General features: G+C 43.3%; 16 protein-coding genes. 10 read left to right on the forward strand and 6 right to left on the reverse strand.

From position 1 onward, the window contains the following. Positions 1-30: 30 nt before the first annotated feature. The gene (locus tag AB0756_RS19960) at positions 31-1884 is read right to left on the reverse strand and encodes a ShlB/FhaC/HecB family hemolysin secretion/activation protein (RefSeq protein ID WP_038104227.1); all 1854 of its coding nucleotides are present in this window, start codon (positions 1882-1884) and stop codon (positions 31-33) included. A 1327-nt stretch (positions 1885-3211) separates the two neighbouring features. Between AB0756_RS19960 and AB0756_RS19965 the strand changes: the two genes are divergently transcribed. After that, positions 3212-3628: a hypothetical protein gene (locus AB0756_RS19965; protein ID WP_167844794.1), complete on the forward strand. Its 417-nt coding sequence runs from the start codon at positions 3212-3214 to the stop codon at positions 3626-3628. A 911-nt stretch (positions 3629-4539) separates the two neighbouring features. On the opposite strand, the gene AB0756_RS19970 is transcribed toward AB0756_RS19965, so the two are convergent. Continuing rightward, a complete protein-coding gene (locus AB0756_RS19970; protein WP_038078350.1) occupies positions 4540-5829 on the reverse strand; it encodes a Glu/Leu/Phe/Val family dehydrogenase in 1290 nt (429 codons plus the stop codon). 740 nt (positions 5830-6569) lie between these two features. Here AB0756_RS19970 and AB0756_RS19975 point away from each other — a divergent pair. Together AB0756_RS19975 and AB0756_RS19980 are read left to right on the forward strand one after the other, a co-directional pair. Then, positions 6570-7232: a cysteine dioxygenase family protein gene (locus AB0756_RS19975; RefSeq protein ID WP_038078352.1), complete on the forward strand. Its 663-nt coding sequence runs from the start codon at positions 6570-6572 to the stop codon at positions 7230-7232. Beyond that, entirely contained in the window at positions 7219-7980 is a 762-nt protein-coding gene (locus AB0756_RS19980) for a class II aldolase/adducin family protein (protein ID WP_038078354.1), read from the forward strand. Before AB0756_RS19975 ends, AB0756_RS19980 begins: the two co-directional genes overlap by 14 nt. 967 nt (positions 7981-8947) lie before the next feature. Here AB0756_RS19980 and AB0756_RS19985 read toward each other — a convergent pair. Continuing rightward, entirely contained in the window at positions 8948-10045 is a 1098-nt protein-coding gene (locus AB0756_RS19985) for an LLM class flavin-dependent oxidoreductase (protein WP_038078356.1), read from the reverse strand. Positions 10046-10433: 388 nt separating this feature from the next. On the opposite strand from AB0756_RS19985, the gene AB0756_RS19990 reads away from it, so the two are divergent. Both AB0756_RS19990 and AB0756_RS19995 read left to right on the forward strand, forming a co-directional pair. Continuing rightward, positions 10434-11627 carry an acyl-CoA dehydrogenase family protein gene (locus AB0756_RS19990; protein WP_072040821.1) on the forward strand — a complete coding sequence of 398 codons (1194 nt, stop codon included), beginning with the start codon at positions 10434-10436 and terminating at the stop codon, positions 11625-11627. Positions 11628-11715: 88 nt separating this feature from the next. Continuing rightward, positions 11716-12786 carry an NADH:flavin oxidoreductase/NADH oxidase gene (locus tag AB0756_RS19995; protein ID WP_038078359.1) on the forward strand — a complete coding sequence of 357 codons (1071 nt, stop codon included), beginning with the start codon at positions 11716-11718 and terminating at the stop codon, positions 12784-12786. Here the strand turns inward: AB0756_RS19995 and AB0756_RS20000 are convergent. Continuing rightward, the gene (locus AB0756_RS20000; protein WP_038078360.1) at positions 12783-13109 is read right to left on the reverse strand and encodes a hypothetical protein; all 327 of its coding nucleotides are present in this window, start codon (positions 13107-13109) and stop codon (positions 12783-12785) included. The genes AB0756_RS19995 and AB0756_RS20000 overlap by 4 nt on opposite strands. A 173-nt stretch (positions 13110-13282) precedes the next feature. Here AB0756_RS20000 and AB0756_RS20005 point away from each other — a divergent pair, with 173 nt between their 5' ends. Then, positions 13283-13696, forward strand: coding sequence for a heavy metal-responsive transcriptional regulator (locus AB0756_RS20005; RefSeq protein WP_038078391.1), 414 nt, complete (start codon positions 13283-13285; stop codon positions 13694-13696). 211 nt (positions 13697-13907) lie between these two features. Here the strand turns inward: AB0756_RS20005 and AB0756_RS20010 are convergent, their stop codons facing one another. Next, on the reverse strand, positions 13908-15032 hold the full coding sequence (locus AB0756_RS20010) for an RNA-guided endonuclease InsQ/TnpB family protein (protein WP_038081879.1): 1125 nt from the start codon (positions 15030-15032) through the stop codon (positions 13908-13910). Here AB0756_RS20010 and AB0756_RS20015 point away from each other — a divergent pair. Beyond that, positions 15031-15216: a ribbon-helix-helix domain-containing protein gene (locus tag AB0756_RS20015; protein WP_237265861.1), complete on the forward strand. Its 186-nt coding sequence runs from the start codon at positions 15031-15033 to the stop codon at positions 15214-15216. The two genes, AB0756_RS20010 and AB0756_RS20015, sit on opposite strands and share 2 nt — an antisense overlap. Positions 15217-15392: 176 nt before the next feature. On the opposite strand, the gene AB0756_RS20020 is transcribed toward AB0756_RS20015, so the two are convergent. Further along, the gene (locus tag AB0756_RS20020; RefSeq protein WP_167844793.1) at positions 15393-17777 is read right to left on the reverse strand and encodes a PAS domain S-box protein; all 2385 of its coding nucleotides are present in this window, start codon (positions 17775-17777) and stop codon (positions 15393-15395) included. A gap of 631 nt (positions 17778-18408) precedes the next feature. Between AB0756_RS20020 and AB0756_RS20025 the strand changes: the two genes are divergently transcribed. The 3 genes from AB0756_RS20025 (at position 18409) to AB0756_RS20035 (ending at position 22381) form a co-directional block, all read left to right on the forward strand. Further along, the gene (locus AB0756_RS20025; RefSeq protein WP_038085829.1) at positions 18409-19089 is read left to right on the forward strand and encodes a TetR/AcrR family transcriptional regulator; all 681 of its coding nucleotides are present in this window, start codon (positions 18409-18411) and stop codon (positions 19087-19089) included. 92 nt (positions 19090-19181) lie between these two features. Further along, a complete protein-coding gene (locus AB0756_RS20030; protein WP_038085826.1) occupies positions 19182-20462 on the forward strand; it encodes an HlyD family secretion protein in 1281 nt (426 codons plus the stop codon). After that, positions 20459-22381: an ATP-binding cassette domain-containing protein gene (locus tag AB0756_RS20035; RefSeq protein WP_038085822.1), complete on the forward strand. Its 1923-nt coding sequence runs from the start codon at positions 20459-20461 to the stop codon at positions 22379-22381. The genes AB0756_RS20030 and AB0756_RS20035 overlap by 4 nt, the downstream gene beginning before the upstream one ends. Positions 22382-22473: the final 92 nt, after the last annotated feature.

The raw sequence follows: 22473 nt of genomic DNA on the forward strand, positions 1-22473 counted from the left end.
CGCAATTCAAAAGTATTCTGGCGAAAATCCTTAAAAAGGGCTGTAATTGACTGAAAAATAAAAACCTTTTTCTTGTAAAGTGCGATCGCTATCCCTCAAATCACTGTTGATGAGAGGAATACCGTAATCGATACGGGCGGTTAACGTGTCGTTCATCTGCCATTGCAATCCCAAACCAACACTCATCAAGGTATTGCGATCTGGGTTGGGGGTATCTGAACTGTTCCAGCCAATACCAAAATCAACAAATGGAACGATCTGCAAAACTCCATTAACCTCTTGTATGCGTAGAATAGGAAACCTAACTTCTGCTGAGGCAAAAAAGCCATTATCAACCAACAGTTCATCCTGTCTGTAACCCCGGATGCTTTGAAAACCCCCTAAACCAATTTGCTCTAATGGGACTAGGGTTTTCGAGGCAAACTGCAGATCGGAGCGAAATAACAGTATGGTGTCTGGTGCTAAAAGCCGTATGTATTGTCCTTGTCCCCGCCACGAGAAAAACCGACTATCTGGAGGATCGTTATTAATGGTTGCATCAAATAATCCTATACCAACACTAAATTGAGAACGCAATGCAAAGACCTGTCTCCGATTGCGCTGTGTATATTCTTGTACAAACCGCAGTGCTGATATACGTGTTTGTCCATTGTTGTTAGCGCCCGCAGAAATGGGAAAGCCTTCTCCGTCAATTTCTGTCTGGCTTTGCTGGCGGGAAAAAGATAAGCCCAGGGCAAATTCTTGAGAGGGTGTTTGGATAATCGGTTGGCGGAACCCAGCTTCTATGTAAAAAGAATCGCCTGTAATATCGATGCGATCGAAGGGAGGTTCAATCACTGTAGTCTCAGTAAAACCACCTGCTATGTTAATAGAGCCGTTGCGGGAATTGACTGGTACACTGTAGCTCAGGTCAAGAGCGTTACTCCCATCGGTATTTGTATAGGTTGCTGAGAAGCCATCACCTATACCAAAAACATTGCCTTCACTAATACGGATACCCCGTCGAAAACTACCTACACTGGGAGCACGACCATTATCGACAAATAATTCTGTTCTAAAAGAGTCTGCTTCAACGACTTTAATTTCCACTACACTTTGTTCGGGACGCGAACCCGCAGACACATCAGCAGACAGCCTTTCAATTAAGGGATTCAGTTGTAGTAATTGCAGTGTTTTGAGCAAGCGGTCTCTATTTAAAGGTTTAGAGGTACCCAGTTTGATACGAGAGCGAACGTAGTTTGGATTTAACCGTCGAGTTCCCGTAATCTTAATTTCCTCAACTCCACCTTCCACAATCTGAACTTTAACGACTGCTCCTTCGGGAGATAATTCCTGTCCTGCAACGATCACAGCACCAGAATTAATATATCCAGCATCGATATAAAGCTTTGTTATGACAGCCTCAACTTGCAGCAGTTGGGAAAAAGTGATTGGTCGGTTAGTATATTCTGCTGTCTTTTTGCTTAAGGTTTCATCACTAAAGGCTGTATTACCTTCAAACTCAAATTTTTTAACTGTGATAGTTCCGGAAAGCTCGGGACTGGTTTCTGAAGAAGGAGGTTTAGGTGGAGTGGTATCAAGTGGAGTTTCTGGTAAGGGTTGTGGGTCGGGGACAGGTTGTGGAGGTGGTGGTGTCGGAGTCAGGGGATTGGGGAGATCGGGAGAATTGGGAACCTGGGATATAAGATTGTCGGACGCTGTCTTGCTACTTGTAAGAGTTAAGATTTTTAATTGAGAAAGGGGCAAACTTTTGGAATTAAAGCGATCGTGAGGTACACTCTCAGCGGAGACTTTACAAGTGCAAGAGGTAGCTATTAACGCTTCAAGCACTAACGAAACAGCGAAATTGAGTTTTACATAACCGGGCTGTTTGCCCATACTCATAGTACAATGCACTCCTTAGTTAAATTGGACTCTTGCGAACAACGATCGCACCTGATGTTTTAAACAGGTTCAGAGTTATTTTTTCTACTTAATAGGACTTACGCAACCTCAACGTCATTTTGGGTATTTTACACGTTATCGATCCCCCATCTCCCCCCAAACCCAGAGGGAACCCTTAGCCTACCGTAAGAAGGCTACGGTAGTGTACATCTCTCTAGAAAAGACATGAAACATCCTAAAAAAGGAGGAATTAGAATCAACTTCCCCCCTAACAAGCTACGGTGGTGTACATAATCTTTAGAAAAGACATGAAACATCATGAAAAGAGAGAATTGGAATCAAATTTCCCCCTTTTTCAAGGGGGGTTAGGGGGGATCGAAACCCCAAGAAAGCACTTTAAAAGAATTGTGTACACCGTATCTTAAAAAGGGGGCTATGCGTAAGTCCTACTTAGGAACAATTACCACAGTTTTCCTTGTCAGTCACTTAAATTTAACAATCCTTACATAATACCAAATCATGAATAATCAGAAAAAACTGCCTCTATTCCTTATTTAGAAAGGTTTTCTCTGAGGAAAAACTTCATATAATCCATCGTATAGAAAAGTATCGATTTTTAAGCAAAGCCTGTAAATCCACATCTGCTTGAGATAACTAATGTAAATACCTGAGCCAGAATCGAGTATAGAAACTTAAGAAAAAGTCTGAAAGAATACTATATTAAATTCCGTTTCTATAAAAAGTGACAAACTGTTACTGAAAAATTAAGAACTAAGTGTAAAAAAATGGCGAAACACACAGAAGGTTAAGAGTTGGACACTATCAAATTGTTTGAGAACGATCGCTCTAGTACAGTAACGACAGTTTAGAAACCAGTTGTTTGAAATCTAGAATGATAACAGATTTCAATAAGGTTGAGTTAGACATCCTAAGTAAGGGCTTTCGCGAACGCAAGTGCGTACCGACGCTATTAAATAGATGTTAATTCGTTTCTACAATTAAGAGTGTTTAAAGTCAAGAATAAAATCTTCATACTTTTTTGAGTTCAGTTGTCGTATTACGGTCTTTGATAATAAAATATCTAATTTGATATGCAAATATCAAAGCAGAGGGGTTGAAAAAATTTTTTCTAGATAAAATTAACAGAGTCAACAATCAGTAGGTTGTAGTTGTTTTGCATTGTTGAAAAAACTGTAAATTCCAATTTTTGAGAAAAATAGAAAATAAATAAAAATTTTGAATTCAAAATTTAAAACTGGTGGGCGGTAGCATAACTTCTGATGGCGGGATACTGACAGCCTCTGGTGGTTGAGTCGAGTTGGGAGGATTGGCTGGAACAGGAACGGTTGGGCTGAATGCTGATGGTAACAATTTTCTTGGCTTGGATTTTCCCGATAATTTAACGCGTGCAGATGTATCACTCACCAATGGTGCTTATGTTGATATAAGTGCTGGAGGAGGTTGTAGTATAGCAGTTAACGCCCGAAACTTAAATATTTCAGCAAGTGCCTTGTACGCCGGGATAAACCCAGATCTTGGATCGGCTAGCAGTCAGGCGGGAGATATTACGCTGAATGCTAGAGGGACGACAACTGTTACGAATGGCTTTATTTACAACTATGTAGCTTCTGGGGCACTTGGTAACTCAGGGAACCTAACCATTGAAACCGATCGGTTAAGCGCCAGTAATGACTCACAAATCGCCACTTTGACATCGGGTCAAGGGAATGCCGGTACTGGATAACAGGGAGGTAATTCCAATTTCCCCCCAATTTATCGGGGGGTTAGGGGGGATCGAAACTGCTTTTAATGCACTATATAAGACTTGTGTACACCACCGTAGCCTTTTTAAGGGAAGCTAGGAGCGATCGCATCCGCAAGAATGCACTTTAAAAGACTTGTGTACGCCACCGTAGCTTTAAAAAGGGGCTAGGCCGTGTTTTCACACATATTTGTTTAGTCTCATAATTTTTTAGATCCCCCTAAATCCCCCTTAAAAAGGGGGACTTTTGAGTATCTTAGCCCCCCAATTTATCGGCTACGATGGTGTACAGATCTCTAACAAAGAGATGAAACATCGTGAAAAGGGAGAATTGGAATTCAGTTCCCTCCAATTTATCGGGGGGTTAGGGGGGATCGAAACTGCTTTTAATGCACTATATAAGACTTGTGTACACCACCGTAGCCTTTTTAAGGGAAGCTAGGAGCGATCGCATCCGCAAGAATGCACTTTAAAAGACTTGTGTACGCCACCGTAGCTTTAAAAAGGGGCTAGGCCGTGTTTTCACACATATTTGTTTAGTCTCATAATTTTTTAGATCCCCCTAAATCCCCCTTAAAAAGGGGGACTTTTGAGTATCTTAGCCCCCCAATTTATCGGCTACGATGGTGTACAGATCTCTAACAAAGAGATGAAACATCGTGAAAAGGGAGATTTGGAATTCAGTTCCCCCCTTTTTTAAGGGGGGCTAGGGGGGATCGAAACTGCTTTTAATGCACTCACTTTAAAAGACTTGTGTACACCACCGGAGCTTTTTTAAAGGAAGCTAAGAGCGATCGCATCTGTAAGAATGCACTTTAAAAGACTTGTATGTACACCTTAGCCTGCGAGGAGAGGGGCTTGAGAGAGGTCTGTTTTGACTTCATCGAAACGGGTTAAGGATACAGACCGCGATCGTGAAGTGCTTGAGCAACGCGACCAACACCCAAAGTATATGCAGCTAACCGCAGAGGTATGTGACGTTGTTCGGATTGTTGTATGACTTGACGATAGGCTTGCACCATCAGCAATTCCATTTCCCTATTGACACGATCTTCATCCCAAAATACATAAGAAAGACCTTGTACCCACTCCAAATAACTCACCACAACACCGCCCGCGTTAGCCAAAATATCTGGTAGTACCGTGATACCTCTAGCTTCTAAAATTTCATTTGCCTCAAGAGTGACAGGACCATTAGCAGCTTCTGCTACAATCGTTGCGTCTACTTGATGGGCGTTTTTCTCCGTGATTTGATTCTCTAACGCTGCAGGAACCAAAACATCACAAGACAAAGTTAATAGCTCGGCATTACTAATTGGTATTGCATTTGGGTAACCAACAATATTCTTGTCGTTTTGTGCTGCATAGTCTTTTAAAGCAGGAATATCCAGCCCAATATCTGAATAAAGTCCTCCATCAGCATTAGAAACAGCAATAATCTTTGCTCCGGCTTGATGCATCAATATAGCTGCGGCTGCACCTACATTTCCAAAACCTTGAATGACGACTCGCGCTCCTGCTAACGATTTACCTATATCTGCTAGGGCTTCACGTACAACAATCATAGTCCCGCGTCCGGTTGCCATTTCTCTTCCTCTCGAACCACCGATGGAAATAGGTTTACCAGTAACGACTCCCGGTACGGCATGACCTACATTCATAGAGTAAGTGTCCATCATCCATGCCATCTCACGAGCAGAAGTTCCCATATCCGGTGCGGGAATGTCTTCTGACGGACCGATATCTTTAATTAACTCTGTTGTGTAACGGCGGGTAATTCTTTCAAGTTCTCCAACACTGTAGAATTTTGGCTCGATCGCAATACCTCCTTTCGCACCTCCATAAGGCAACCCAACGAGCGCACATTTCCAAGTCATGAGCATCGCGAGTGCTGAAACTTCTTGTAATGTGACAGCCGGATGGTAACGCGTACCGCCTTTATAGGGACCTAAAATGTCACAGTGTTGTACCCTATGTCCGGCAAGAACTTCAACCTCTCCATTATCCCTCTTCACGGGAATAGAAACTGTAATGACTTTGCGTGGGTGTCTTAGAAGCTCCAACAAACCCCGCTCCAAATTCAATTCTTTTGCAGCCTGTTCTAGATAACTGCAGGCTTGATCGAACGGACAAATATGCGCGGGGCTTGGAGCCACCAATGGAATTTCGCAAGAGGAAACCATAAAATTTTCTCCTTATAGCTCTATTTTCGCTTTTTCAGACGTTTACGATTGTTAGTTCCCGATAAACTCGTACATGGGGTCAAATCTATACTTTTTCATAGTTTTATCGATTACTTGCCACAGCAATTTTTGAATTGGGATATCTTTCCCAACCAAATCGATCGACCACATGTAACTCCAACTGCTTTCAACCCTTGGCGATTGTTACAGTTGGAGGAGGGGTAGTATATCCTCCAGCACGCAACATGACTTTTCACATGCGATCGCGTAACAAGTAGTGTTGGTTTATACTAAAAGAAATTACTTTGTCAAGATTCGACCACATTTGATGGAACTATGCTTAGCGTATCCTTTTTTTCTAAAAAAATATCATTTTTGTAAATTTCGTTACAATTTTCTGCGATCCCTTGTGCTTTTAAGTTGAGACTAGGCATTTTTGCGATCGCTGGCTCAAGTCAGGAAGATCCTATGGAGCTAGAATAATAGAGCGTTTGATGTCTTATGCATTACAAAGATAGCGAGTGCTACCGACAAAAAATAGTGACTTGATTTTTTCACCTGTTTGTGGGATATTTCTGCTGATACTTCAAATAGCCTATATATCTATCAATTTACCGTATTTTATATTGAATGGTTGTGGTTGAGCTAGTTGCGGAGGTTCTCATCTGCGGATAAAGGGATAAGAGGGGAACAAGGGCGACAAGGGAAATTTTTGTAACAAATCCAAAATCCAAAATTTTATGAGCGATTTAGAAATATTAGAAGCAGATCAATGGTTTGTAGATAGCCTTGAACTTAAACAATTTGTTGCTATGGTTCATGAAATTAGCTATCGTACAAGGGAGAACCGCAGTGAGACTTTAACTGCCCTTGAGCCGCTTTTTACAGAGTTATTAGCCCAACAAGGATGGTTACCGGAAAAATTTGCTCAACCCAATCCACAAAGTGCTATGGGGGGTGGTATCGGGCAATGGTTGTTGTATAGAGCAAAAGACCGATCGCTCACTGTTTTTAGTTTAGTCATTCCCCCAGGTTCTACAACTCCCGTTCACGATCATCTTGCATGGGGGCTAGTAGGTTTGTATAAAGGAAGACAAGAAGAAACTGTTTATCGACGTGTGGATAAGGGCGATGAGGAAGGACACGCCCAATTAGAGGTTGTCGAAGTGCGTCAGCTAAGACCGGGCGATATTTACCAACTTCTACCTCCAGAAGGAGATATCCACGCAGTTAAGACAACGACTGTTTTCGCACCATCAATATCCATCCACGTTCTTGGCAACGATACTGGATGTATTTGGAGACACCAGTACAATCCAGAACAAAAAAGCGTTAGTTCTTTTCGTTCTGGATATTCAAACGCCCCTTGCAAAGAGGAACAGAAAAATCATGCCAAAGTATGAGAGACCGCAACCCCCTATTTTTGCTAGCGTAGAAGAGGAACGTCTTTACCGCAAGCAACATCTAGCTGCAGCCTTTCGTGTATTCGCACGTTTTGGTTTTAGTGAGGGTATAGCAGGTCATATTACAGCTCGCGATCCGGAATTTACAGATCATTTTTGGGTAAATCCGTTTGGAGTCAACTTTGCTGAAATCAAGGTTTCAAACCTCCTTTTGGTAGATGCAGGGGGAGAGGTTGTTAAAGGCGAAGGTGGTGTGAATCGAGCGGCTTTTGCCATCCATTCCCAAGTGCATGAAGCACGACCTGATATTGTCGCTGCAGCACACGCTCATTCACTTTACGGGAAAACTTGGTCAAGTTTTCATCGCTTGCTCGATCCCCTAACTCAAGATTCTTGCGCTTTTTATGAAGACCACGCTCTATTTGATGACTATACTGGCGTCGTACTAGATCCCCAAGAAGGTAAGCGCATCGCTGAAGCATTAGGCAACAAAAAAGCAGTAATCTTAAGCAATCACGGTCATTTGACAGTAGGTCAAACCGTTGACGAAGCAGCTTGGTGGTACATTAGCTTTGAGCGATCGTCCCAGGCGCAACTATTGGCTGAAGCAGCCGGTCAACCCCGTCTGATAAAACCTGAAACCGCACGCCTGACACGCAGCCAAGTAGGAACCCCCATAGCTGGGTGGTTTAGTTTTCAGCCAATCTATCAAAAGACGGTACGGGAAGAACCCGATTTGTTGGAGTAGGGATAAGCCCAGGTTGAGAAACTCTCGTGCTTTCCCCAGACTCAGCGCAAGGCGATGCTCTCCACCCCACTATTTTTACGTTTTACATTTGGCATTTTGGCACTTATGTTAATTGTGAGATGACTAATATAAATATATTCTTGCTTCAAGAATTACATGACAAAAAGAATACCTCCTCTTCCCAGTTAACTACCAAATTAGATATCAATAATGGTAAAAAACATAGACGTGATACCGTTTCGGTATAAGTATCGCGGGAGTTAGGAATCAGGGATAAGGGAAGAGCGGTTTTTTTCTTAAGTATTAAATTTTCTCTTGAATAACTCAATATTATTTTGGATAGAACGTGAGTCTAAATTAGAACTTTACAAACATTCTCTCACTATCTATCGCAGTCTTTGTATCAATTGGTAGAAATAGAAATTCTAATTTTAACTACAGTGTTACAGTAAATTTGCTGACGCGAAAAGTCATAATTATTTTTAACATTTTGCTTTCCTGTTTTTCTCTCTCTATCTTGTAAATGGAATTAGAAAATTTAGATTTTCAGGGAGCATCGTGTGAACACTAGTGATGAACGTGGCAGTGGCAGATTTTACTTTTAAAAATTTGTAATGCTCATTAATACTTGATACCAAATCCGTTTTAATAACCCCGATAAGCCCTAGTGATTGGAGATCGCGGCTATACAAACGAAGTCCGCAAGGCAAGGACTACAGCAAATTTCAACCTGGTGAGGTATAAAAATTACCCCCCTCTGTCCTCCCTTACCAAGGCTACGGTGTATACAGTTCTCTAGAAAAGATATGAAACATCCTGAAAACAGGAGTATTTGATTCCAATTCCCCCCTTAAAAAGGGGGGAAAATACTCTGAAAATTCACCAATTTATCGGGGTATTTAAAGGGATATTGAATGTTTTGCTACTGATGAAAAGACTTTTCCAACATCCTCTAAGGATAAAGATGTTAAGCAACACTGACAGTGTGATGCTCCCGTCGGGCAATTTCCGCACGAACGAGAGGTATGACTTCACGTCCGTAATCAATAGCATCTTGTAAAGGGTTAAAACCTCGAATTAATAAGGTTGTGACTCCAGCATCGTAATAATCCACTAAAGCTTCTGCAACTTGTTCGGGTGTTCCTACTAGAGCAGTCGTATTACCAGCAGCTCCAGTAGCTGCTGCTATTGGCGTCCACAATCGCTTATCGTAAACTTCTCCTTGGGCTGCAAAATCTAGCAATCGTTGCGATCCTACAGCTTGCGGTCTTGCTGAGGATGTTACTTTTTGCCCGCCACGTAATTCAACGACTCTTTCTAATATATCTTTTGCTCTTTCCCATGCCTTTTCTTCTGTTGTTCCAAGAATGGGACGTAAAGAAACACTGAAACGTATTGTTTTTCCGGGCGGTAGTGCTGCTTTAACTTCAGCAATCCGCTGCTTAATTGCTGCAATGGGTTCGCCCCACATAGCGTAAACATTTGCGTGTTTGGCACCTATGGGAACAGCTGCTTTAGATGCACCGCCAAAATAAATAGGAATGTGGGGCTTTTGTAAGGGTTTGACATCCGAGAAAGCTTTTTTGACTTGATAAAATTTACCTTCCCAATCAAAGGGAATATCGCTCGTCCATATTTGCTTGATTATGTTTAAGTATTCGTCGGTCCGTCGATAGCGATTGTCATGGTCTAGCCAATCCCCATCACGTTGTTGGTCGGCGTCATTTCCACCGGTAATGATGTGGATGGCAATACGTCCACCCGTAAAATGGTCTAGCGTTGCTGCTTTGCGAGCTGCTAATGTAGGTGCAACGAAACCCGGTCGGTGTGCAATCAAAAATCCTAATTTTTCAGTCCATGAAGCGGCGTAGCTAGCAACACCAAAGCCATCAGGGCTGCTGGAGTTATAACCTATTAAGACTCGGTCAAAATCACCTTGTTCGTGAGCTTGTGCAAATTCTCGAACATAGGCTGGATCGATAATGTTATCGGAAATTGTTCCTGGAGGTCCGTCTAATTCTGATACGGGTTTAGTCCGGATTAAGCCAATAAATTCTACCGGCATAAAAAGTCTCCGCTAGGGGTTTGGGTTTGGATGGGGGAAAAAGGCGTCTTTATGGTTAAGGCTCTAAAACTTATAAACTCTATGAAACCATTTCTTGGGGAGATTAGCGTCTCCCCAAGTCAATGGAAACATCAACCGCTTACTGGTGTTGTCCAAACAGATGAGAGATTCTACTAAGAATACACTTTGACTAGCCGATTATTCTTTTAAAATACGGCATATCAATCAAATTATGCTATTTTAGCAGTATAGAGAAAATTACCATAAATGTTTTTTCTATGCAAGGCTTTATTTTCAAGTTGAAAAATGTGCGATTGGCAACAACGCTTAACGCAACTACAAAAAAGTTTAAAGCGATCGCATAATGTCGCGAAAGAAAGGATAAAAGATGAAAAATTTCAACTTAACCCTTGATAGTTCAAGCTTCTCACCAACCGAAACCACTTCTAGTTTATTGGAGCGCGTAAAGGCTTTGGCAGCTGATTTTGCGACTCGCGCCGCAACACACGATCGCAACAGTACATTTCCTTTTGAAAACTTTGAAGCCCTCCACAAAGCTCAGCTTTTAAGTCTGACTGTTCCATTAGAATTTGGTGGTCGGGGTTTGGGCTATTCCACAATTTGCCAAGTTATTGAAACCATAGCTCGGGGAGATGCATCGACGGCTCTGGTGCTAACAATGCATTATTTACAATATGCTAACGCAGCTAGTTCTCGCCGATGGCATCCTGCTATCTATGAAAGACTGTGTCGGGAATCTGTTGAAGGTATAGCCTTACTCAACGCGGCGCGTGTTGAACCAGAACTAGGAACACCAGCACGAGGGGGACTACCTGCAACAATTGCCCAACGCCAGCCTGGTGGTTGGTTGCTCTCAGGTCACAAAATTTACACCACAGGCAGTCCCATCTTGCGGTATTTTGTGGTTTGGGCAAGAACTGATGATAAAGATGTGCAAGTCGGTAGCTTTTTAGTTCCTCGCGACCTTGCCGGTCTGCGTATTGTAGAAACTTGGGATCACTTGGGAATGCGTGCAACTGGCAGCCATGACCTAATATTGGAGAATGTTTTTATCCCAGAAGAGTATGCTTTGGATATCCGTCCCGTACAGGCTTGGTCACCTCCCAACCCTCTTTTACTAACAGGTGGAAGTTTGTTACTGAGTGCTTTGTATCAAGGAGTAGCAAAAGCAGCACGAGATTGGTTGGTACAATATTTAAACAAGCGATCGCCTGCTAACTTAGGCGATAGTTTGGCAACTCTGCCCCGCTTTCAAATAGCAATTGGTGAAATAGAAGCTTTACTTTACGCCAATCAGCGACTTATCTATGGTTTAGCAGCCGAAGTTGATGGAGGCGAGTCCAGCAGTTCCCTAGGTTCTCAAGCACAAACTGTGAAATACCTCACGACAAATCACTCAATTCGTGCTGTAGAAATTGGACTCGAACTCATTGGCAATCCGGGACTATCAAAAAACAATCCGATAGAACGCCATTATCGAGATGTTCTGTGCAGCCGCATCCATACTCCACAAAACGATGTTATTTGCTTGTCTTTAGGAAAACGCGCACTCAAAGTATAAAGGATGAAAGATAAACTATAAAAGAATGAAACAGCTCCTACTTCATAATTCATAATTCATACTTCATAATTCCTACTTCCTACTTCCCATGTCACATCTATTTGAATCGATTACCCTTGGCTCGGTGACTTTTCGCAATCGCATCGCCGTTGCTCCAATGTGTCAATATTCCAGTACTGATGGTTATGCCAATGATTGGCATCTAGTCCATTTAGCTAGTCGTGCGGCTGGTGGTGCAGGTTTAGTCTTGACTGAAGCGGCGGCTGTAGAACCGCGAGGACGCATTAGTCCTCAAGATTTGGGCATTTGGTCTGATAAGCATATTGAACCTCTGGCAAAAATTGTGCAACTTATTCATAATTTGGGTTCTATTGCTGGTATCCAACTCGCTCATGCTGGAAGAAAAGCGAGTACAGCACCTCCTTGGGAAGGCGGACAAATTCTAGATGAATCGGTGGGCGGTTGGCGTCCTGTAGTTTCTAGCAGTCCTCTTGCTTTTAGTGATAAACACCCAGTTCCACAACCCTTAAGCATTGAAGAAATCCAGCAAGTGACTGACGCTTTTGTACAAGCAACCAAACGTTCGGTTGAAGCTGGGTTTAAGGTTATTGAAATTCATGCAGCCCACGGCTATTTATTACATCAGTTTTTATCACCTTTGAGCAATCACAGAGAAGATGAATATGGGGGTAGTTTTGAAAATCGAACCCGTTTTCTCAGAGAAGTTGTTAGTGGAGTCCGAGAAGTATTACCTGAAGGGGACTCCTCGCTTTGGGTCCGAATTTCTGCAACTGATTGGGCAGAAAATGGTTGGGACATTGAACAAAGTATTGCTCTTGCAGATAAACTCAAATCGCTGGGAGTTGATTTAATTGATTGTTCGAGTGGGGGTACTCTGACAAATGCCAAAATCCCTTACGGTCCCGGTTATCAAACTCCCTTTGCGGCTAGAATTCGCCATGAGGCAAATATTCCTACTGGTGCTGTAGGCTTAATCACGTCGCCCGAACAAGCAGATTGTATTGTTCGTACCGGGCAAGCTGATATTGTGTTGTTGGCACGGGAACTTTTACGCAATCCTTATTGGCCCTCTCATGCGGCTAAGCAATTGAAGCAAGATAAAGTTTGGCCCGTTCAATACGATCGCGCTTGGCTTTAGGCTTCAAAATAATTGAATAAATCGAGATTAAAGTTGGTATCGCTATCCGCAGGTAACTTTAATCTTTCTAGCCTTGCAGTTTCTTCATATTCCAGCCAATGACCCATTCTTGAGGGCTCGAGTTTGAGTTTCTCGTATTTGTAGGGGTAGTTGTCCGGCTCCTTGGAGTCTAACTGTTCCAAAGCCCATATAGGGAGATTCTCGTTCTGTATGGCCGGAATATCCAGCAGTTGGTAAATATCTTTATACTCCAAAGAGTTAGCGTCTGTATTGGCTAATTCTAAGTGAGTTTCTTCATTATTATCATTTTTATCGTTCATCATCTTTCTTTAACCCCACCTGTTGGAGAAGCTACTGTTAATAGCTTTCCCTAAAATTTTGCAGAATTAACAGGGGGCATTACTCGTGGTTCTCTTGACTCTCCATCTTACTGGAGGGTTTACAATGAAAATGGTAATTCTCTCTCATGCAAGGGGAGAGGAAGGTTAAGGTAGGTATGTTAATTCAAGAACCGCTAAAACAAATAGGCGAAGTTGCTAAAGAAAGTGGCGTTCCTATTAAAACGATCCGCTATTACGAAGAGCTTGGATTGCTTCATGCTTCAAGTAGAACTGAAGGTGGATTTAGATTATTTAATTCTGAGGTTTTGGCACGGTTAAAATTTATTAAACGCGCTCAAAATCTGGGTTTAACTTTATTGGAAATTAAAGAGTTTTTAGATGTTCATGATGATGGGTTTATGCCCTGCGATCGCATAAAAGTTCAGTTAAAAAACAAGCTATCAGCTATTGATGAACAAATTCAGCAATTATTTCTCTTAAAGTCTGAGTTGGAGGGGCTTCTTTCTGGTTGGGAAAAAATAACCGAACAAGGTGAAGAAACTATTTGTCCTATTATTGAACGGAATTGAATGAATGTGAGTTCGACAGACCTCAGACTAAGTCCGCGTCTTATACCCCTTTATAATTTAGTCCGCGTAGGCGGTGAGTCCAGTCCTGCAGGCGGGTTTCCCGCCGTAGGGAACTGGCAAACCCGAAGGGGCTTTGTTTGTATAGCCGTGATTTCTAATCACTAGGGCTTTTTGACATACTCCCCAGCCTAAAGGCGTGGGGATTCTAGGCTCAGACAGCGATTGCAGGCACAGCCCGTCTTACATCACCTAACCCAACAGTTGATGCCCCAACTGCACAAATATTTTTAGCTGCATTTTCGTCCCTCCCATTCACTAACTGACAGGACGGACAGCGCCACTCTCTGACGGACAAATCCAGCTTTTCTAGAACGTGTCCACAACTAGAACAAGTTTTAGTAGACGGATACCATCGATCTATAAATATGACAGAATTGCCTTTCTTTTTGGCAATCCACTCTAAAATTTGTAGAAATTCTCCAAAAGCTAGGTCTGATATTTTCCGCCCCCAAAGACGTTGCATTCCTTTGAGATTGAGCGTTTCAAAACACAACACATCAAACCTATTAGTTAGACTGTGAGCTAGTTGCCAAAACCAATCGCGTCTAGCGTTTAAAACATCCTCGTACTTGCGTACCAGATTTTTTCTGGCCCTTTCTCGGTTGGATGAGCCTTTTAGTTTTTTGGAATGCTGTTTGCTAGCTTTTTTAATTGTGCTGAGAGACTGTTTGAGAAATTGAGGAGATTCAATACTCGAACCATCAGAGCAAGTGAGAAACGTCTTTAAGCCAAAATCAAATCCCGCTATTCTACCAGTCGTGAATTTGATTTCTGGTTCAACTACACCGTCAACTACAACCACCATAAACAATTCACCCAAAGGTGTGCGCTTGATGGTTAGTGTTTTGACCGTTCCCTCCCAACTTCTAGACTTCCAAAATTGATAAACTCGATTTCCAATCTTGACTCTATTGCCACCTAAAAACTTGTACCCTGCTTGCTTTAGGGTGAACGATTTGTATTTCTTGACTTTCTTGAATCCCGGTGGACGAACCCCCTTCTTGTTGTGCTTAAAAAACAATTGGTATGCCTTCTCAATGCGCTGACAGATATCCTGTACTGCCTGAGAGCCTACCGACTGCCAAAACTCACTACGTTTCCGCAACTTGGCAATGTGTGATTGAAGTTTCGTGCAACTCAAGTGTTTACCCCACATACGATAGTATCGTTTGTGCAAGGCAATGCAATGATTGTAAATTACCCCAGAAGCGTTAATCATCCGCTTGAGGTACTTATTGCGCTTGTGTTCGTACAACTTAAACTTCAATGTTTTCATGCTACTATTATACCACCATCGACGGCAATATGACGGCATGAAAAAATTAACAGTGCGGTGTTCAGACGAAGAGTACGAGATACTAGTAGCGCATTGCAAAGAAACAAATCGCACTCAAAGCGATGTGATTCGCGAGTTAATTCGGAAATTGAAGAAAAGCCGTCCTAGAAGGACGGGGCTTTAAACCCAGATTTTTGGTAAGGATGCAGTGGTGTACACAAGTCTTATATAGTGAATTCTTGGGGTTTCGATCCCCCCTAACCCCCCTTAAAAAAGGGGTGAACTTCGAGGTGACTTCATCGAACTCAGGTTGAATGAAAGCGGAGGCGGAGCCACCGGAGCGAGAGCAGTCCCCAGTCCCTATTTCTTAGCAGAGAGTAATTCTACCCAAAATCGGCTGCCCCGATCTATCTCCGACTCAATGCCAATTCGTCCTCCCATGCGTTCTATACCTTTACGCACGATCGCCAGTCCAATACCAGTCCCTGGATAAACCTCAACACCGTGTAACCTTTCAAAAACTCGAAAAATGCGTTCTTGATGTTCGGGTGCAATGCCAATACCGTTATCTTCTATCCACAAGCGAACCCACCGCTCGCGTTCTTCAGCCCAGACCCGTACTGTGGCTTGTCTGTTAAGAGGTACGAATTTGATGCCATTGGAAATTAAATTAATGATGACTTGAATTAAGGTAGTGCGATGACCTATGACTGATGGCAGTGGTTTTTCTACGATGACTTGAGCGTGTCGCTCTTGAATCTCTGCTTCTAGTTGAGTTAATATTTCTGTCATTATAAATGACAAGTTGAGTGTAGCAAGTTGCAGATCGGTACGGCTGAGACGACTGTAAGCTAATAGATCTCTAATGAGGTCGTCCATTCGTTTGGTAGAAGCCATAATGCGATCGATATAATCGCGACCGTTGGCATCTAAAATATCGGCATAGTCTTCTGAAAGTGCTTCGGAAAATCCTTGCTGGCTTCGCAAAGGAGCGCGTAAATCGTGAGCAACAGAATAAGCAAATGCTTCGAGTTCTGAATTAGCTTCCTGCAATTGCAAAGTGCGTTGTGTCACGCGTTCCTCTAGTTCTAAGGTATAGTGTTGCAGTTGCTCTCGCAAATTGGCTTGTTGCAAGGCGATCGCTAGCTGTCTGGCGACTTGAGAAGCAATTGCTTGATGCTCTGCGTTTAATCCTGTAGATTGACTTAAAATCAGGGCGAGTTCTCCAACGAGCGCTCCTTCAACAAGCAAAGGTATTCTGAAGCAGGTGTCGTTCTCTTCCAAAAGGGGAGTTAACAATTGCTGCGAAGCGTGACCTGTTGCAGTCACGGACTCTGCACCCTGAGTCATGTCTTGTTGTAAAACTTCATTAGAAATGAAGTTGTCAATCGGTATGGTAACTCTTCGTTGAGAAAGGAAATTCTCAGCACCGCTTCCCGGTATTGCGTAAGCTTCGCTGTTTTCAAAATTGTAGACAATAATCAGCGATCGCTTGCAGGGTACCAAACGCTGCATTCGCACGAGTGCTTCTCGAACAATATCTCCTGAAGATTTAGCTTCTAGAATAGCTCGGTCAATTTCATATAAACCTGTCAATCGTTCGCTAGAACGGCGGAGTGCTTCTTCGACTTGCTTGCGTTCGGTGATATCAAAACGAATGGCAAGATATTGTTCGATCGTTTCGTTATTTAAAAATGGAACAATTGTAGTTGCTACCCAATAAAATGTTCCATCTTTAGCTTTATTTTTGATTTCTCCATGCCACACTCGACCGCTAGAAATAGTTGACCAAAGGTTTTGAAAAAATTCTTTGGGATGGTAACCAGAATTGATAATGCGATGATTCTGTCCGATCAGTTCGTCTCTAGAGTACTTGGAAATTTCGCAAAATTTATCATTTATATATGTAATATTTCCTTGGCGATCGGTCGCCGCTAAAATAGCGGCTTCATCTAGAGCAAACTTGATATCAGATAACTGTTTGAGAGAAGTTTGAAGCTGTTCCTCTGCTTGTTTGCGATCGCTTATGTCTCGGGTCACGCTGACAAAACCCCGCAACTTTTGCAAATCGTCGTGTAATGCTGTCATAACAACATTTGCCCAGAAGAACGAGCCATCTTTTCGTTGTCTTAAACCCTCTTCTTCATACCGACCTTCCGCTGTCGCTATTTGCAATTCCTGTTGGGGTTTTTGGCGTGCGATCTCTTCTGGTGGATAGAAAATGGAAAAATGTTTCCCCAAAATTTCTCCCGAGCAATATCCTTTAATGCGTTCTGCTCCAGAGTTCCAACTTACAATCAGCCCGTTGGGATCTAACATGAAAATTGCATAATCCTTGACTCCTTCAATTAGTAGCCGATTGTGTTCCTCACTTTTCTGTAAAGAGAGTGCAGTCAATTCAGCTTTGTGCTTGGCAACTCTTAACTCCTCGTTTAACCAACTAATAAGCGCCCCCTCTGCTAAGAAGATACATATACGAACCACTCCGATCGAATCAACTACTTTTAGGGTAAATGTCGGTAGAATAAAGAAATATGTACCGAAAAGCGCACTTAAGACAGTTGCTAGCAGACCCGGTCCAAAACCCCCATACCAAGAACTTACAGTGACTGCCAAAATCAGACCTAGAAGAGGGGCGTTGTCCCCAAGAAGTGGGTGTAACAACCAACGGAGAGCTAATGCAACCAAGCTGATTAATACAGCTACACCATAGTCTAATACTAACTTTCTCCTAGCTTTTGGCATTTTTTCAAGTTCCGGTAGCAGAGCAATACAGATGCTGCTGCAATTTTATACGTTAAACTCGTTTCACAAACAATACCTTTGCCAAAACGCCCTCACTCTAGAAGAGTGGACGGCAAGCGCTACAACGGGGGTTCCCCCCTCCGGGTTCACCAGTCCCCAGGGCGCGGGAAACCCTCCTACTTTCTCTGGATTCACCGCAACGCGCTGCCTCGGCTATACAAACAAAGCCCACCTGCGTGGGCTTTGGGGTCCCCACGAAGTGGGGTTGGGGCGAACCCAGAGCAGTCACTTCAACGGGGGAACCCAGAGCAGTCGCCTCAAGGGGGGGAACCCTCCGAAGTTTGCGGCTTGGGGGTTTCCCCCAAGCCGCAACTTCTCTGGGAACGGCGCTGCTCTTTGCAACGTGCTGCTCTCCGCAACGCACTGCTCTTTGCAGCCCACCTGCGTGGGCTTTAGGTTTTAGCCCACGCAGGTGGGCTTTGTTTGTATAGCCACAGACTTCCAGTCTGTAGGGCTTTTGAGAAATTGGCAAAGGTATTGATAAAGACATGGGTATTAAGAAAAATTGACTTTTTTATCTTCGTGATTGAGATGTGTTAGTGTTTGATTGACTAATCAATCAATTGTAGTTATGCCTCCACGTGTCGAACAAGACTTTGAAGGTCGGCGACAGCAAATTATTGATGGTGCTTTGCAAGTCTTTTCCCACAAGGGCTTTGAGAAGGCGACCAATAAAGATATTGCTGCTGCGGCTGGAATTGGCTCGCCCGGTTTGATATACCACTACTTTAAGGATAAAGCTGATTTGTTTCGGCAAGTGGTGGAACAACGTCTACCAGTGCTGCAATTGCTAATTCACAACGAGGAAGAGATGATGAGCAAACCTCCTAAGGTTGTGCTGACCATCTTTGCTAAGGCTTTTCTGACAGTCTTGGATAATCCAACGTCTATAGCGATGATGAAATTGCTATTTTCAGAAGCGTTTCGCCATCCTGCTGTTGCTGAGATGATTAACAAAATAGGACCGAGTCGTTCCATCTCTTTTTTGACTCGCTACTTGGACAAGCAAATGGCTGCGGGAGTTTTCAAACCAATGGACTCAGCAGCAGCAGCCCGTTGTTTTGTTGGTTCGTTTCTTGCCTATATCATTACGCGTGAGGTTTTTCTACAGCCCGATGCTCGGCAAATTAGCTTGGATACTATGGTGACGACGGCTGTTGAGGTCTTTTTGCAAGGCATGCTTGCAACTCCTGAAACACCGCCCTCTACAGCAGGCGCGAACGGAAACTACAGCACCCATTTTTCAAGATAAATTTTTTTAGCGCAATATTGATTAATCGGTCAATCAAGTAAGCTGTGCAATACCCACTCTACTGCTGAAGTCTTAAATATGAGGAAGTTTTTATGACGCAAACACCAACGGAACCCATTCATGACGATCGCGACACCAATGTCAGCCCTGTAGAAGATAAGATACAAGTTTCTCAACCACAACCTTCTCCACAAAAACCCCGACGGCATATTCCCAAACCAGTCTTGATATTAGGAGCGATCGCACTGATTGCAGGTGCGGGATACACGGTTTATCGGACTTTTATTTATCAACCGGAACCTGAAGGTCTATTTTTAAGCGGGCGGATAGAGGGTTATGAAACAGATATATCAGCAAAAATAGGGGGTCGAATTGCGAGTGTAGCGGTGAGAGAAGGAGATTTTGTTAAGCCCGGTCAATTGTTAGTACAAATCGATGATTCAGAACTCACCGCTCAAATTCAAGGAGCAGCAGCCCGCGTTCGTGCAGCACAAGAACGGCTAGAAAGAGCCCGCCAGCAATTACCTGTCTTGGAAGCCCAACTCCAGCAAGCCAATCTTACGACACAACAAGCAAAACAAGAAAGCCAGGGTCGAGTCGAACAGGCAGAAAACGCACTAGCCGCAGCGCGATCGCAACTTGTAGAAGCCCAAGCGAATTTAGAACTATCGCGGGTAAAACAACAAAGAACCAGTTATTTATACGGTCAAGGCGCTGTCTCAGCCCAGAGCAAAGATGAAGACAATGCTGCTCTCAATGTAGCCCGAGCCCGAGTCGCCACAGCCAGACAACAAGTACAGTCAGCCCAAGGAACCCTTACCCAAGCCCAAGCAACACTTCGCAACACGCCGATACGAGCGGCTGCTGCATTACAAATAGAAAAACAAATTTTCCAAGCCCGTACAGATATTGCCGTAGCCCAACAAGAAGTCAAAGATGCTCAAGCCACACAAGCACAAGTGCAAGCAAACTTAAACTACTTAAAAATCAACAGCCCCCTAGCAGGTAGCGTCATTACTCGTTCGGTAGAAGCAGGCGAAGTTGTTGCAGCCGGCGCGCCACTCGTGACAATAGTCAATCTAGATAATCTTTACCTGCGTGGCTTTATACCTGAAGGAGAAATAGGAAAAGTTAAAATAGGTCAGCCCAGCCTGGTTTATTTAGATACATATCCCAAGCAACCGTTGAAAGCAACAGTCACCCGCATAGATCCCAAAGCCAGCTTCACACCAGAAAATATTTACTTTAAAAAAGACAGAGTTACACAAGTCTTTGGAGTAGAACTTACCCTTAAAAATTCCCAAGGACTGGCAAAACCGGGAATGCCAGCTGATGGGAGGATTTTGGAGGGACAAGGGGGACAAGGGAGATGAAAGATCCCACTCAACCAACAAACACCCCTGTCATCTCCATTCGGGATTTACGCCACTGCTACAACAAGCACATAGAAGCAGTAGCAGGTATAAACTTAGACATTTATCAAAGCGAAATTTTTGGGCTCATAGGACCCGATGGAGCGGGGAAAACCACTACATTCCAGATTCTCTCTGGAGTCATGGAGCAAACAAGCGGTATTGTAGAAGTCTTCAATTCCAAGCCGTGGGATGTGCGCTTGCAAATGGGCTATCTCACCCAACGCTTTAGTTTATACCAAGACATGAGCATTTGGGAAAACATACGTTATGCAGCAGGTTTGCGTGAAGTCAGTGAAGCCGTATTAAAAACCCGCAGCGATCGCTATCTCAAATTACTGGATTTAGCCCAGTTTAAAGATCGTCTCGCCGGACGCCTTTCCGGAGGGATGAAACAAAAACTGGCTTTGTGCTGTGCGCTGATTCACCAACCCAAAATTTTGTTGCTAGATGAACCGACAACAGGTGTCGATCCCGTGTCGCGACGGGAATTTTGGGACATTATTGCAGAACTGGCTGTAATGGAAGGGATGACGACGGTTGTTGCAACTCCTTACCTTGATGAAGCCGAACGCTGTTCGCGGATTGCTTTGATGTATGAGGGTAAAATTCAACAGTGCGATACACCTTCTCGCGTTAAGGCTAGCTTGGGGATGAAACGGTTAGAAGTGTATTTGCCAGTGTCGGAACTTGATAAAGCAGCCGAGATCCTGAGTCAAAATCCTGAGTTGCAAGGAATGATTTCTGACGTGCAGCGTTTTGGCGATCGCTTGGATGTGCTGACAGCAGAACCGGGAGAAACCAAACAGAGAATTCAGTCTATTTTAGAAAGAGAAGAGATTCTGGGGGAAAACTTTGTTGTTGATACCCCGACGCTTGAGAATACTTTTGTCGCTCGATTGCGGGAACAAAAAGGGAGCGTTCCTGCTAGCAATTTCCCTCGCATATTCCACCAGGAAATGTCTTCTGGAACAGCCATTGGCGCACAAGATTTAAATAAAGTTTTTGGTAATTTTCACGCGGTTAAAAATATCAATTTAAATATTAAATACGGTGAAGTTTTTGGTCTTTTAGGAGCAAATGGTGCTGGGAAAACAACAGTTATCAAAATGCTGTGCGGTTTCTTGCCTGCGAGTTCTGGAAAAGTTTCTTTAGCAGGAGAAATCGGTCAATTACGCAGTACAACAGTGCGGCAAAAAATTGGCTATATGTCACAAAAATTTACGCTATATGATGATTTGACTATTGGACAAAATTTAGAATTTTATTGTGGTGTTTATGGTGTTCCCCGCCGCTATCGACAAGCCAAGAAAAATTGGGTATTGCAAATCAGCGACCTTGTAGGTCAAGAGGAAAAGCTAACTCGCGATTTACCCGGAGGTTGGAAACAGAGAGTTGCTTTTGGTGCAGCAGTGATGCACGAACCAAAGGTTTTGTTTTTGGATGAGCCAACCTCTGGCGTTGACCCCCTAGCAAGAAGAGAATTTTGGCGTTGGATTAACCAGTTTGCGAGAGAAGGAATGGCAATATTGGTTACAACTCACTATTTAGAAGAAGCCGAACAATGTCACCGTTTGGGTTTTATGGTTGCAGGAGAACTCGTAGCACAGGGAACTCCACGCCAAGTCAAGCAGGAACAACCAGGGCGATTGGTGGAATGGGAGTGCGAACCCTTGCAGACAGCATCGGATTTGTTGAAGCAAAAGTTAAAACGTTCTTCAGTCTCAATTTTCGGCTCGCGCTTGCATACGGTGTTGGATGAACCGCGCTTGCAGATCCCTCAAGTTCAGTCTTGGCTGCAAGAGGCTGGGGTCAAAGTGCAAAACTACAGAGAAATTGAGTTTTCTTTGGAAGATGTGTTTATTGGTGTGGTGAGTTGAATCTAACATTGAACCGTTATTGTTGGGTTTGGTTCATTGAACTCTTATAGCAGTCCTAAATGAAATATAAGAATAAGAGTGAAGACGGCTAA

The sequence above is a fragment of the Tolypothrix campylonemoides VB511288_2 genome (genome assembly GCF_045999855.1).
In the GTDB taxonomy this organism is placed as follows: Bacteria; Cyanobacteriota; Cyanobacteriia; order Cyanobacteriales; family Nostocaceae; genus Scytonema; species Scytonema bouteillei_A.

Excerpts from the sequence above, each read along its gene's own strand:
- AB0756_RS19960 (WP_038104227.1), bottom strand. The coding sequence starts at position 1,884 with ATGAGTATGGGCAAACAGCCCGGTTATGTAAAACTCAATTTCGCTGTT.
- AB0756_RS19970 (WP_038078350.1), bottom strand. The coding sequence starts at position 5,829 with ATGGTTTCCTCTTGCGAAATTCCATTGGTGGCTCCAAGCCCCGCGCAT.
- AB0756_RS19975 (WP_038078352.1), top strand. The coding sequence starts at position 6,570 with ATGAGCGATTTAGAAATATTAGAAGCAGATCAATGGTTTGTAGATAGC.
- AB0756_RS19980 (WP_038078354.1), top strand. The coding sequence starts at position 7,219 with ATGCCAAAGTATGAGAGACCGCAACCCCCTATTTTTGCTAGCGTAGAA.
- AB0756_RS19985 (WP_038078356.1), bottom strand. The coding sequence starts at position 10,045 with ATGCCGGTAGAATTTATTGGCTTAATCCGGACTAAACCCGTATCAGAA.
- AB0756_RS19990 (WP_072040821.1), top strand. The coding sequence starts at position 10,434 with ATGAAAAATTTCAACTTAACCCTTGATAGTTCAAGCTTCTCACCAACC.
- AB0756_RS19995 (WP_038078359.1), top strand. The coding sequence starts at position 11,716 with ATGTCACATCTATTTGAATCGATTACCCTTGGCTCGGTGACTTTTCGC.
- AB0756_RS20000 (WP_038078360.1), bottom strand. The coding sequence starts at position 13,109 with ATGATGAACGATAAAAATGATAATAATGAAGAAACTCACTTAGAATTA.
- AB0756_RS20005 (WP_038078391.1), top strand. The coding sequence starts at position 13,283 with ATGTTAATTCAAGAACCGCTAAAACAAATAGGCGAAGTTGCTAAAGAA.
- AB0756_RS20015 (WP_237265861.1), top strand. The coding sequence starts at position 15,031 with ATGCTACTATTATACCACCATCGACGGCAATATGACGGCATGAAAAAA.
- AB0756_RS20010 (WP_038081879.1), bottom strand. The coding sequence starts at position 15,032 with ATGAAAACATTGAAGTTTAAGTTGTACGAACACAAGCGCAATAAGTAC.
- AB0756_RS20020 (WP_167844793.1), bottom strand. The coding sequence starts at position 17,777 with ATGCCAAAAGCTAGGAGAAAGTTAGTATTAGACTATGGTGTAGCTGTA.
- AB0756_RS20025 (WP_038085829.1), top strand. The coding sequence starts at position 18,409 with ATGCCTCCACGTGTCGAACAAGACTTTGAAGGTCGGCGACAGCAAATT.
- AB0756_RS20030 (WP_038085826.1), top strand. The coding sequence starts at position 19,182 with ATGACGCAAACACCAACGGAACCCATTCATGACGATCGCGACACCAAT.
- AB0756_RS20035 (WP_038085822.1), top strand. The coding sequence starts at position 20,459 with ATGAAAGATCCCACTCAACCAACAAACACCCCTGTCATCTCCATTCGG.